The organism is Labilibaculum manganireducens, assembly GCF_002843385.1.
In the GTDB taxonomy this organism is placed as follows: domain Bacteria; phylum Bacteroidota; class Bacteroidia; order Bacteroidales; family Marinifilaceae; genus Labilibaculum; species Labilibaculum manganireducens.
The window spans coordinates 1-12,932 of sequence record NZ_MVDE01000037.1 but is presented as its reverse complement, the minus strand read 5'-3'; the positions used below and the strand labels follow the sequence as shown (position 1 = coordinate 12,932).

Annotated in this window: 14 protein-coding genes; all 14 read right to left on the bottom strand. The window is 40.2% G+C overall.

The features are described from left to right. Positions 1–9: 9 nt before the first annotated feature. The 14 genes from BZG01_RS21635 to bglX all read right to left on the bottom strand — a co-directional run bounded on the left by BZG01_RS21635 (position 10) and on the right by bglX (position 12,732). The gene (locus BZG01_RS21635) at positions 10–960 is read right to left on the bottom strand and encodes a TraJ family protein (RefSeq protein ID WP_180327381.1); all 951 of its coding nucleotides are present in this window, start codon (positions 958–960) and stop codon (positions 10–12) included. Between the two features lie 9 nt (positions 961–969). Further along, positions 970–1,689 (bottom strand): hypothetical protein, encoded by a 720-nt coding sequence (locus tag BZG01_RS17810; protein WP_101311198.1) that lies wholly within the window; start codon positions 1,687–1,689, stop codon positions 970–972. A gap of 10 nt (positions 1,690–1,699) precedes the next feature. After that, complete coding sequence (locus BZG01_RS17805; RefSeq protein ID WP_101311197.1) at positions 1,700–2,347, bottom strand: hypothetical protein; 648 nt, start codon at positions 2,345–2,347, stop codon at positions 1,700–1,702. A gap of 23 nt (positions 2,348–2,370) precedes the next feature. Continuing rightward, positions 2,371–4,785, bottom strand: coding sequence for a TraG family conjugative transposon ATPase (locus BZG01_RS17800; RefSeq protein WP_180327380.1), 2,415 nt, complete (start codon positions 4,783–4,785; stop codon positions 2,371–2,373). A gap of 103 nt (positions 4,786–4,888) precedes the next feature. Then, the gene (locus BZG01_RS22160) at positions 4,889–5,185 is read right to left on the bottom strand and encodes a DUF4133 domain-containing protein (protein ID WP_180327379.1); all 297 of its coding nucleotides are present in this window, start codon (positions 5,183–5,185) and stop codon (positions 4,889–4,891) included. Further along, the gene (locus tag BZG01_RS17790) at positions 5,185–5,499 is read right to left on the bottom strand and encodes a DUF4134 domain-containing protein (protein ID WP_245870416.1); all 315 of its coding nucleotides are present in this window, start codon (positions 5,497–5,499) and stop codon (positions 5,185–5,187) included. Before BZG01_RS17790 ends, BZG01_RS22160 begins: the two co-directional genes overlap by 1 nt. A 37-nt stretch (positions 5,500–5,536) precedes the next feature. Next, complete coding sequence (locus BZG01_RS17785) at positions 5,537–5,881, bottom strand: hypothetical protein (RefSeq protein ID WP_101311194.1); 345 nt, start codon at positions 5,879–5,881, stop codon at positions 5,537–5,539. A gap of 912 nt (positions 5,882–6,793) precedes the next feature. Continuing rightward, a complete protein-coding gene (locus BZG01_RS17775; RefSeq protein ID WP_143470941.1) occupies positions 6,794–7,480 on the bottom strand; it encodes an AAA family ATPase in 687 nt (228 codons plus the stop codon). Then, positions 7,443–7,895 carry a hypothetical protein gene (locus BZG01_RS17770; protein WP_101311192.1) on the bottom strand — a complete coding sequence of 151 codons (453 nt, stop codon included), beginning with the start codon at positions 7,893–7,895 and terminating at the stop codon, positions 7,443–7,445. Before BZG01_RS17770 ends, BZG01_RS17775 begins: the two co-directional genes overlap by 38 nt. Then, positions 7,892–8,188 (bottom strand): helix-turn-helix domain-containing protein, encoded by a 297-nt coding sequence (locus BZG01_RS17765; protein ID WP_101311191.1) that lies wholly within the window; start codon positions 8,186–8,188, stop codon positions 7,892–7,894. Before BZG01_RS17765 ends, BZG01_RS17770 begins: the two co-directional genes overlap by 4 nt. Positions 8,189–8,300: 112 nt before the next feature. Beyond that, positions 8,301–8,576, bottom strand: a complete 276-nt coding sequence (locus BZG01_RS17760; protein WP_143470940.1) for a hypothetical protein — start codon at positions 8,574–8,576, stop codon at positions 8,301–8,303. A gap of 299 nt (positions 8,577–8,875) precedes the next feature. After that, positions 8,876–9,709, bottom strand: a complete 834-nt coding sequence (locus BZG01_RS17755; protein ID WP_101311189.1) for an RteC domain-containing protein — start codon at positions 9,707–9,709, stop codon at positions 8,876–8,878. A 54-nt stretch (positions 9,710–9,763) separates the two neighbouring features. Beyond that, positions 9,764–10,240 carry a methylglyoxal synthase gene (locus BZG01_RS17750; protein WP_101311188.1) on the bottom strand — a complete coding sequence of 159 codons (477 nt, stop codon included), beginning with the start codon at positions 10,238–10,240 and terminating at the stop codon, positions 9,764–9,766. Positions 10,241–10,446: 206 nt separating this feature from the next. Next, positions 10,447–12,732: a beta-glucosidase BglX gene (gene bglX, locus BZG01_RS17745; RefSeq protein ID WP_101311187.1), complete on the bottom strand. Its 2,286-nt coding sequence runs from the start codon at positions 12,730–12,732 to the stop codon at positions 10,447–10,449. Positions 12,733–12,932 lie beyond the last annotated feature (200 nt).

Below are 12,932 nucleotides of genomic sequence, written 5' to 3'. Positions count from 1 at the left end.
TTTCTGTTTTTATTTCATCATTCCTTTTGTAACGGCCATGGTGGCTGCTGTTCTGAACATTCTTCCTCCTCCGGAATTTGTGCCTGAGGCCTGAACAATCCATGAGGAAATCTTGGGAACCAGGCTCATTCCGACTATGCCACAGATGGGTACGACCAAATTGGTCACATAGAACAGTTGTGGTTGATAGATCAGCATGCTGTTGATTTTCAGGATCTCCCATTCCAGCATGTAAATGAGTATTTCCTGTACCAGTGAGAGAATTAAGAGTGCGATGGGCAGATAGAGATTTACATTGATGAACCTGGCGATCCACTGCAGGTAGTTGTCCTGAAAGCCATCAAAAATGGAGAGGGCAAAAACCAGTGGTCCAAAGATCACAAGCAAAACGCAAAAAATGGTTCGTAAAAAAGCAATCAGGTAAACAATGGCTTCAAATATGGATTCCAGAACCTGACGGATGGCATCCATGATGTAAAAATTGATTTGGTTTTGAATGGCTCTTCCGGTCATGATGTTATAGCTCGTCAGCAACAGGTTGATTCCCTTGTCCCATAAGGCGGCTTCTTTTTCCTGGTTCTCATAGAAAATCGGAAGGTCTGACGCGAGCATGGCATTTTGTTTCTCCTCCAGGCGTTGTGCGACAATGTGTTTTTTGTCGGCATATATGGATTCTGAAAGGGAAGCCAGTCCTTTGGTGGGTACCATCAGGAGGTTCACAAACACGCCCCAGAAGCTCAACACCAACACAAAGGCAAAGGGACGAAGCAAGGGCAGCAGGGAGATTGGATTGTCAGCAATCAGCTCTTCATAGATTCGTTTGGAAATGTAGAAAAAGGCTGCGATTCCTCCTATGGCTCTTGCCATGTCCACTAGGATCCGGGCATGATCAATTCCAGATTCCACCAAACTGTCTGTGAAAGTAAAAAATTCATTTGTTGTGAGGACTTGTAATAACATGTCGATGTCTTATTGGGTTAAAAAAGCGTAATGATTGTTATGATATTTTCCGTAGGAATTAAAAAAGTTCATTTTATTATGACTATAATCTACCTCGCCTGAAAGCAGAATCAGCGATCTTTCTATTTTTGAAAAGGCTTTGAATTTCTCTCCATGGTCGGTTGCCAAAAGATTGACCATTAAAAATTGCTGTACAAGCTCATCAGTCTCTTTTTGCAATATCTTTTTGACCTCCTTCCCCTGATCTACCTGCTTGAAATCATCCAGCCTTTGGTAAAGCTCCAGAAAGGAAGCTGTGAGCCCGTAGATGTCTGCCAGTTGATCCTTCCTGCTGTCAGACAGCTTTCGTCCGATCTGTTTTTGCGATTCAGTCATGAGACTGATCATTTCGGTTTCTTCGTACCTTCCTTTGAATTGAGTGCGTTCCATGAGTTTGGAAAAGATGCGCAGCAATCCTGTTTTTGTCTTTCCCAAAACCTCCCCGGAATCTGTTACCGGCATGGACTTGACTTTCCAATAGTAATGAGTGAGTGGTGTTTTAATGAACAAATGGGGTTTGGGGGGCAGCCATCCCCGAAAGGCAATAAAGGATTGCGGATAGTTGTTGTTCATCCTGGGGTACCTCCCCTTCCATTTTTTGATGGCAACGGCCTGGGCATTTGCCATGCCTGCTGATTGCAGCAAGAGGAAAGTCAGGCAAAGGATACTTATCAATTTGAATCTTTTCATGGTCTGAGAATTATTGATACAAAGAATAATACAGGGCAAAGCCTTCCAGGTTTTTGCTTTCATAGCTTCTCAAATAGGAGGCGTACAACAATTTGTTGTAGAGGTAACAGATGGTTCCGTAATGCCGTCTGACACTCAGGTAAACTTCGTTGATGGTATCGTAACGCTGCTTGTCATCCATCATGAGCAGGTTGTCTTTCAGGATGGTGTTCAGGATGGTGTTGACCAGCTGCCTGCTGTCATCCAGTATCAAATCAAAGGATTGAACGATGACTACCGCCTGCTGATTGGTAAAGTTTCCATCCTGAACCAGTTTTGGCAACTTTTCTGTGTAGATGTCCATCACCTTATCCAGCATCTTCCGGGTTTCCTGTACTCTTTTGTAGTCTTTGATCAGGGCGGATACTTTCTCCAGGCTTTCCATCATCTTCTGGTCAATGCCCAGAATTTCTCCTGTCAATCCCCTGATGTCCCCGCTGAGTGCTTTGATCAGAACATTGTACCAGTTGATTTTGGAAAGGATGCCTTTTTCCTGTGTCCATAAGGCTTCTCTTTGTATTCCTGCTCCTACATCGGTGACTGGTGTTTGGGCCATGCCCTGAAGTTTGACTCCACACAGCAGTATTGTTATTCCAAATGCGATAATTGTTGTTTTCATGCCACTTATTTTTAATGGTTATACTACATGTTTGTTAAAATTTCTATCAGGGATTTCTCCCCGGAGAGTTTGTTGAGGATCATTTCCTTTTCTTTCTGCTCCGTAGTGTAACAGAAATACTCTGCACGGCTCACTTCCAGGGCAAATACCCTTGAATAGGATCCCAGTGCGATGAATACTTCTTTTAATTTCCTGTCTCCGGGCAGGTTCTTGTTGATGGAAAGGATCTGTTCTTTCTGAAAATCCGTAAGCCCCAGATACCGGCTGATTTGATCAAATTTATTTTTGAACTTGCTCATGTCCAGCAGGATTCTGGTGTCTGCATTGTTGATGATGGCATCCCGGATGATAGGAGATGAAATAATATCATCGACCTCCTGGGTCACCACCATGGCTTCTCCAAAGAATTTCCGGATGGTCTTGAAAAAGTATTTCAGGTATGCGGCCATTTGTGGTGTGGCAATGGCTTTCCAGGCTTCTTCTATGCAGATCACCTTTCGGACTCCTTTTAGTTTTCTCATTTTTTGCAGGAAAATGTCCATGATAATCAGGGTTGCCACCGGAAAAATCACGGGATGATCCTTGATGTTATCCAACTCAAAGACCAGAAAGGGACAGGCAAAGAATTCATCGGTCTGCATGGGTTTGTTCAGCAGGTAAGCGTACTCTCCTCCTTCAAAATATTTGCTCAGGATAAAAAAGTATTCATTGCTGTTGAAGTCCAGAGACTGCCGTTCCACCAGATCAGGAATGTAATCCATACAGAAACGGTAGTAGCCGTTGAAAGACCGTTCCAGCTGCGGGGTATTCAGAAAGTCAGTTACCGAATGGGCAATCACATCTTTTTCCATATCCGATAGATCTTCCTTGTATATGGTATAGATCACCGAAAGAATGGTTTGTTTCCGTTCTACGTTTAGCTCTCCTTCAATGACAAAAGGGTTAAATGAAATGGGATTTTCTGTTGTGAATTCCACCATCATGGCACCGCCCTGATCTTTTAAACTTTCACCAAGGTAACGGGTCAGCATTTCATAGCTTCGCCCAACGTCCAGCAGGACCACATGACAGTTGCCGCTTTCTGCATACTGCCGCAAAAGATGATTGGTAAAAAAGGACTTTCCCGAGCCTGATCCGCCAATGATGAGTTTGTTTCGGTTGTGGATCAAATGCTTCTCCATGGGCTCATCGGAAAGGTCAATACGAACCGGACAGCCTTCCTGACGGTTGGACAATTGAATGGTAAAATCCGAATCCGAGTTTCTGATCTCTCCTTCAAAATTGGTCAGGCAACAGGCTTGTGGTACTTGTGTAATGAACAGTTCTGTTTCGGGTAACTGGGTGGAAAAGGGAACACAGGAAAAAAACAGAAATGGCAAGTCAAAGGTATGCTGGTAGGGGAAACAGTTCATCAGTGAAAATGCGGAAGAGCATTCACTTTTGTTTTGCTTTAGTTTCCCGATGGACTCATCCATCAGCATGACATTGAAATGGGTTTTTACAATCTTTTCTCCTGTGGTCTGAACAGTATCCAGAAAATTTTCGATGAGTCCTGCATTGATCTTGTTTTCCGAAGAAAAGCGGGAAAGGCTGTAGATTTTTTTGTAATTGCTTTCCAGCATGGATTTTACTTCCTGTTGTCCGGGCATGTAAATAAACTGGTTGGTGATATGGGAAAAAGGAAGGTGATGGGTGACCGGATAAACAAAGGAACAGGGAAGTCCCGTCCCGGGGTGTTCTCCGGCCGGCTTCACCCGGGAAGGAACATGGGAATAATCACTCAGGCTCAGGATTTCCACAAACTGATCCATCACCCGCAGGCGGTCCCTGAAATCGATTCCTCCCAGCAATGGTTTTCCTTTTCCAAAGTTGAGCGTCAGGTACCTCTCGATTAGTCCGGGTGAGGCTTCTGTTCCCACTGCTTCTTCTTTGCTTATGACCTGACAGCTGATCCCGCTTTGTTGGAGCAAAGCAATCAAACCGGATCGGAACTCAAGGGCTCTTTCGTTCATTTTCAGCTCTGAGTTCTTTGCTTTCTGTGAAAAAAGAAGTGATGAGTTCAGATAATTTTTCAAAAGGCCTTTGTTCAGCAAACTGAAATAGAGGTAACATTCGTGTTTCAAAAATTCTCTTCCTTCGAAGTGTTGTGTGTAGCTGCTGTCCAGATTTGAGGTTCCGTCTTTTCTCCTGCCTGCACGGGCAGATTCGAAATTTTCCACAAAGAAAAAATCCTGTTTGTGAAACAAAGTATTCTGAGGCAGCAAATTGACAATACGCTTAAAAGTATCGTGCAATGCATAAAGCTTTTCCTGACTGCAGGACAGCAGCTCCGGCAGGCTTAGTTTCAGTCCAAAACTTAAATCAAGGTTATTGGAAACCAGAAAATTCCCGTTGAATCCAAGCAGGGCCAGGGTTTTATCAATAGATTTTACTTTCATGTGTTTAAAATTTACTTTCATTTGCCACATGGAACTCCCGATGAATTTTAATCATTCTTTTGTGAGTATTTTAGAATGTTAAAATTCATGTTCGTTTCATGATTTAACTTTGACAGATTCTTGTTTTGACTGTGATAAACTGAGGGAGTTTCCCGGCATGTCTTTTTTTGCTCCATCCATTGTGTCCGTATTTCTTTTGAATTCTGCTGAGCCGGTAGAGAAGGGTAAAAAAGCAGGGGGTACACACAACAAGGGCGGTAAAGACTCCAGCCAGGATGTAGAGCAAGACAAACAGAATAAATGTTCCGATGATGCTGTACAGTGCCAGATAAACCAGGTTCCCTGAAAAGCCTTTGACGTAGAGGCTGGTGTCTGTCTTTTGAATGTGATAGCTTTCCATCAGGAGAAGAATGCTTTGATGACAACTCCCACAAGGATTAAGAACAAACAGGCACCAAACCATCCCATGATGGCTTTTTGGGTGTCCTGGTCGCCGCTTTGCCATTTGATGTACACCCGCACTCCGCCAATGAGCCCAACCACTGCGCCTATGGCAATGATCAGGTTGGAAACCGGATCGACATAGGAACTGATCTCCGTGGTGGCCTGGTCAATCCCGGTTGAACTTTGTGCCATCAGCAGGGAAAGGGAACCATACAGCCCTAGCAGCAGGCTGGACAGGTTTTGAAAAATCTTTCGGGTCATTCGTTTCATAAGAAATGTATTTTAATGGTTATTATTCACATTGTACCTAGCTCAGAATGGTAAACAGGGAAGCGTCATGCCCTCCCAGGAAATAATCCAGTTCATAGCCTTCATCCATGCCGGTTTCTTCATAGAAAGAGGAAACCAATGAAAGTTTCTCTTCGGAAACAGGAGCTTTCAGCTGTGATGTAAAATCACCTGCTGAAACTTTTAAAAGGGAAAGTTCTTTTCCTGAAGAGTCCAGCCCGGCATCATTTTCAAAAAGGGCTTGCTTTTGATTTGTCTTGTCTTTTCTCCAGGCAAGCTGAAGCAAAAACAGGTACCAAAACAGAAACAGCAAAGCAATCAGGCTAAGAAAATCAGACCAGGCAATTTGTTCCAATCCAAACATTAGCTATTGTATTTCGTTTATGAATTACTAATTTTCGAACCGGATCATTTCGGATTCGATGAAACAAAGCTCTGAAATTGAAATGGGCTGATTTCACAGCTTGGGAACAAGCTGGGTGTTTTTTATTGATCAATTAAAATCAGTTTATTTAAAGGAAAATAACCTCTTTTTAAACCAATTGACAGGTGCCAATCCATTTCACCTCCAATTGGGTTACCAGATGAACCTCTTTGGTTTTATTTGTTGCCTGATTACATTAAAAGAAGAGAAAAAAGACACAAAAAAAGAAAAGAAAGTCATTACAGAGCCTGGAGTGGGATAAAATACAAGGCTGCCCGAAACTATGCCTGCTTAAAACAGGCTCTTGTAAATCTAAGGGGTACCCTGCCCGGCCTTGTATTTTAAAATGCGGAAGCCTGCGGGACTCCGGGCTACATTGGGCTTTCTTTTTGCTTTCTTTGATTGTTTTTATTCAATCAGGCAAAAGGATGCTATGCGGTGGAAAAATCAGGTGTATGCTTGTAATAACGATAGATATTTGATTTTTTAAACGGTATAATTAAGGTGAAAGCATACTCTTGATCCGGGGAGTGAAAGACGCTTTTAGGGAAGTAATGAATACCGGATAAAATTCCAAAAAGAAAGCAGTGGTGTATTTTACGGTAAGAATGAATGAATGAGCTGAATGGGTCTGCACGGGGCATACCTGCTCATTTTCTTCTTCCCTTCAATTCATGTTTCAACACAAAAATTAGTAGAAAAGCCTGACTGAAAGGAAGCTTTTGCTGTAGGGTGTGATACTTCTTTTTTACTGAACCTGTGAAAGAAAGCGGTAGTCCCAGGGAGGAACGAACAGGGAAAAACAGCGATTGAACAGATGAAGTGAATATGCTGTAACACAAGGGAAAACCTTCAATTTCTTTTGTCTCTGGAATGCTTATCAAAAGCGATCAGGTTAAACATTTCCCGCATCCTGCTGCGAACGCGATTTCCATAAAGTGTTTCCAGCTCCGAGGCAGAAAGATTGGTGGTTGCATGGGTTAGAATCTTTCTCTGCACAAAAAGATCATAACGGCTCAATAGTATCTCAGCCAGAACATTGCATTCATTGCCGTAGTATTTTTGTGATTGTTCTATCCCCAGGTCATCGAAGCAGATAATTCCGGATCGGATTCGTCCTCCAAGGGAATGTACAAACCCGCTGCCGTAACGGTTGATCACCCTGTAACCTTCCTTTTCAAATTCAAAACTGATTTCCCGGGATGATTTCATTTGAAATTGTTTTTCAACAGGAAAGAAGTTATTCACCAAGCTGATCAAAGAGGTTTTACCACAGCCGATTGGACCAATCAATAGAATCCCCTTGCAAAGGCTTATTCCCCATTGTTTGCAACAGTCTTTATCCCCTATTGCATAAACCAGTAGTTTGAAAATCAATTCATGATCTTCCCTGCTGATTGTAAAGTGAGAACCAAAGGCATTTTGACCATTTTTTTCCAGCCATTTCAAACAGCTTGAAAAATTAAACTGGTAATTTCCATCTCTGAAACTGGCTGCCTCACTATAGGGGTTCGGAGTAATCTTTGTCGGTGCTGACATTTAATCTGGTTTTGGCTGTTTTTCCCTGTCTCTTTTTAGATTCGTCTTGTTTACTCTCCTTTTTATTGTTTGTATTGTTTATTAAAAGTGTATCACTTGCTGTATCTCCTGTGGTCTCGACACTAATATCAAATCTGATACAGCTAAGCATACTGCCAGAATGCAAATTGGCGGAAGGAGAATACTCAAGATACCCCCACTGACTGAGTTGCTTCATGCAACGGGCATAGGTATTTACTGAGCCAATTCTGGAGAGTCTCATCATTTCAAAGCGACAAATGGAAATGGGATTTTTAAACCGGTTCAGGTTCCATAGCTGAAAACAGGACAGGTACAGGCTGATGTGATATGCTGTCATTCTTTCATCCTGCTCCAAGCGTTGAAAAAACCCATTCAAATGGCGAATGTAATTCATTTAAGGCTCTCAGAGGGAAAACGGCTTTTCACCTGGTTTTTATCCAACATCTTTTTGATGTTTTCATAGTCATAGAACATTACGCCTCCTACTTTAGCATAAGGAAGTGTCCCATTTGTTCTCATGTTTTGAAGGGTTCCGGGGGAGATCCCCAGCAATTCACGTACTTCACAGGTTTTCAGCCACTTTTTAGAGGGCTGTCCGTGGTGTTCTTTTAAGATTTTTTTGAGTTCGTCGAGTAATTCGATTTTGAATTCCCGTAAATCATCGGTGGTCACAATTTCTGTTGGCATAAGATTCTTGTTTAAATGAAACAATATGACTTTGACCACAAATTGCAACTCTTTAAACTGATTAGTTCACAGTTCTTTCCCATGCTGGGAACTATTTATTGATGAACAGGAATTACTTTTCCAATATGGATGCTGCATACTTCCAGTCTTTATCCAACCTAACCTTCTTTTTATGAATTTGTTTTTTAAAACACTCCCGGTGAAAATCCCTCATTTTATCAAGTTGATTTTCTGGAACATAGAGTAATTCCTGAATTTGTAAAATCTCGTTTTGAAGCATATAATACTGTCTAAAAGGACAATTATCTACGGGAGAATCAAAAGGACATTGGGAAATTACGGATACCAAATCGGCATTCTCACAAAACTTTGGATGATTAAATAACATTTCAATAAATTTTATTGGGTTAAAAACAGCAATGCGTATGTAAACAAAGAGGCGTGGAACCATAACTTACTGCTCCCAGGTAACGCCAATCACCCATGCAACAAATAAGAATAGCCCACGCCAAACGTGAGCGTCATCTCATTATTCTTGTTGCATTTTAATTATTTGGCGTTTTTAGAAGCAAGAATAAAAAGCTAACGCTTTTTATATTTTAAGAGTATCCCAATCGGGATCATTTTCATTCATTCATATTACTACAATTACAAAAATATTAAACATGGGTTTCAAAATAATTTAAATTAATTCCCCGATTCATCAATCCTCGAACGCAATACTGTTTGCAACAGATCGATAAATTTGGTTGGTTCTATTTTTCGCTGTTTGATCTCAATCCAGGAACGGTAATAATCTTTCAAGTCTGTATTGAACAGACATTCAAACCGATTTGCAAGTTCTTTGATGCCAATATTGCCGTGATCGATCATTCCGCTTCCCTGCAAGGCATATATTAATTCAACAAGGGCAACCTTGCTTCCTGTCCAATGCATTTGTGACTTTTTCTCCGATAATAATAACTCACTTCCGGAATTCAGGCTTCGCAACTCATTACAAATATGTTCCAGAAGCAAGTAAAAAGCCATAATTACTGAAAAGGTATGATCGTGCCAGGTAAAAAAGGCTTCGTCAATCAGCGAAAAGTGATTTTTCAACTGAACAGGAATTTCCGGTTCACTGCGGATAAAATATTTTTCATCCAGATGCTCAAAATTACATTGGTAATACTGAACCTTGACATGATTTTTCTCAAAGTATTCCGTAATCTTATCCATCTCAGTATCCAGATGCTTTTTGTAAGAATCCTTGTTCGCAATCATTCGAAAACTTTCCAGTTCAAAAACAGCCTGATAGAATAACATTTTACTGTATACTCCCGGTTTGATTTTCTTGAAAAAGTAGATTTCAGAAGCTTTATCCGGGAATCCTTCCTCAATAACATGTTCCCGCAATTTGTTCAATGCAATCTTGCAATGGCCAATTGCATACTCTAACTGCACTGTTAATTGATTGGAAACCTTTTCTTTTTGTTTCAAGGAATTTTCCAAATCATCAGTAATCCAAATGTAATTTTTCATGGCACAACAAAATTCATTATTTGCAGGAATGACTTTTTATCCTGCAAACCGGTTTTAAGAAGACGGATCAATTTGCCGTTTTATATAGGCAGTATAATCTTTCAACATAGGTTTATAGTCCTGATGAAATAATAGACTTGAAACAACAAAATCTGCTGTTGATCTGTTGGTTGCTGTTACAATATTATAGAGTGCGCATATTCTTAACAAGGCCTTTACATCTACATCATGCGGCTGTGGCTGCATCGGATCCCAAAAGAAGATCAAGATATTTACTTTTTGTTCTGCTATTAATGAACCTAGTTGCTGATCTCCCCCTAATGGCCCGGATTTAAGCCTGGTTATTATCGGGGGAACTACATTATTTTCCTCACATTTTTTTTCCAGCACTTCACCGACTAACGAACCTGTTGTTCCGGTACATACCAGATCATGTAATACCAATTCTTTCCAGTTGTATGCAACCCAGTCCATTAAATCTTTTTTCCTGTTATCATGAGCCACCAACGCTATGGTTTTCTTCTTTTTCATCATTAAATAGTTTATTTTAAGGGGCTTCTATTTTTTTACTAATATTTTCTACCTAAAAACTAATAATAAGCATAATTTTTTCATAATTTTACAATTTAAACTATTCTAATTTAGTCTAACTTTCTACTCACCACAAAAAACAGCTCTTATCTACTTAAACTTAATTCACTAGGATTAAGCCTATTTCATTGTTGCTTTTTATATACTTATCTCTTCCAAACAAATCCAACCTTTTCAACCTCTTGAGAATTTGTTCCAATATAAACTACAAACTCCCCAGGTTCCCAATCCCATTCTAGCTTACTATTATAAAACTTAAGATCTTCACTTGTGAGCTCAAATGTCAGTTGCTTCGTTTCTTGCGGTTGTAAGAACACTTTTTGAAATTTTTTTAACTCTTTAACAGGTCTCGTTACTGATGCCACAGGATCATTCAAATACAACTGTGCTGTTTCCTCTCCTGCATATTTGCCTGTATTTTTAATTCTAATTGTAGCAGTCAGTTTGTTTTCAACTCCGGTAATGATTGTATCACTCAATACAATGTTTCCGTAGTCAAACGAAGTATAACTTAATCCAAACCCAAAAGGAAATGATGGTGCATTATATTCGTCCATATAATTTGAGAAATAACCCATACCCCGTTTTTTTGAAGGATAAGGTCTTCCTGTATTTTTATGATTATAATAAATTGGTATTTGCCCCAATGAAGCAGGAAAAGTCATCGTTAACTTACCTGATGGATTATAGTTGCCAAACAATACATCGGCCACTGCGTTTCCGGCTTCGGTACCTAATTTCCATGTTTCTAAAATGGCATCAGCATATTGATAGGCTTCGCTAATAACTAACGGGCGACCATTTGAGAGCAACAACACAACAGGTTTTTCGGTTGCTTTGAGTGCTTTTAAGAACGCCAACTGACAATGCTGAAGTTCAATATTAGTCATGCTTCTTGCTTCGCCAAACATTCTGCGTGACTCACCTAATACTGCAACAATAACATCCGCACCTTTTGATATTTCTAAAGCCTCTGCCACCATTTTTTGCTGTTCATCTTCATCAAAATAGAAGCGAGTTTTATAGTTGTACTTTTTATCATCTATCACTTGAGTTCCTTTTGCATATTGAACGTTAGTATTTAGGTTTTTGATGCCTTCTAAAATAGTTATTACACTATCCTTTTCGCCTCTAAGTGCCCACATACTAAACATCTCGCCTTTATCGTTAGCAAATGGGCCTACAAGGGCAATTTTAGCATCCTTTTTTAAGGGTAATACCTGATTGGCATTTTTCAACAAAACCATAGATTTTATAGCAGCTTTTTTTGATAAATGGCGATGCGCTTGGCATAAAACAATATTTTCCGCTTTTCCTGGCGAATAATTTCGATACGGATCTTTAAAAAGCCCTAATTTATATTTTGCTTCCAGCACCCGGCGGCAAGCATCGTCAATCTGCTTTATATCAGCCTTACCTTCATTTAAGCTTTGCTCCAATGAAGCCATCATACTTTCACTGGCCATATCCATATCAACGCCTGCATTTAGAGCCAATACTGCTGCTTGCTTATAATCTCCTGCCACCCCATGAGCCTCTAATTCTGCTACTGCATTGGCATCAGAAACTACAAATCCATCAAACCCCCATTCACTTCTTAGTAAATCAGTTAACAACCATTGATTCGCTGTTGCCGGCACTCCGTCTACTTCATTAAAGGAAGTCATAACACTTCCGGCACCCGCATCAATGGCTGCTTTATAAGGAGGCAAATAATTTTGATACATGGTTAGTCGACTCATATCGGTGATATTGTAATCTTTTCCAGCTTCGGCAGCACCATACATCCCAATATGTTTGACACAGGACATAAGTGATGTCTCATTTGTTAAATCTGATCCCTGGTAACCTTTAACCATGGCACGTGCAATTACAGAACCCAGGTAAGGGTCTTCACCTGAACCTTCCATAACCCTTCCCCAACGTGGGTCGCGTGTAATGTCAACCATGGGCGAGAATGTCCAGTTATACCCTTCGGCAGAACCTTCGATAGCGGCTACTCTTGCAGTTTTTTCAATTAAAACAGTATCCCACGAACATGATAAGCCCAAAGGAATAGGGAAAACCGTTTTGTAACCATGAATAATATCCAAACCATTCAATAAGGGGATTTTAAGCCTTGAGCTATCAGCTAACACAACATATGAATGAACAAATTCAGGGTCTTGCATCACTGCATAGACATTGCCCCCGGTGCCATCCATTAACTTTTCTTTTACATTTTTTGAAGATAGTGGGCCTGTTACTGCTACCGGAGTAACCAGATTAAGCTGCCCCAGCTTCTCTTTCAATGTCATTTTATTTAGTAATGAACTGACAAACGAATCCATTTCTACAGCCTTGTCATTTTTTTGACATGCGGCAAAGACAAAAAACAGGGCATAAAAAGAGAAGCGGCAAAGCCTTATCACGGATGATTTATATTTTTTCATATCTACTATTACAATAGTTCGTTAAGTTTTGACTTATAATGTTGAAAATGAGAAGAATAAGCAGTGTTTAAGCTTGGATAATCCCTTAAGAATCAGTATCTTAATGTTTGTTTTCGAAGCAATTATTAAGTATGACTCTCAAAGGAAAATCCAATAGCAAATATCATATAAAAAATATTTTAGACAAAATGTCTGGTGTA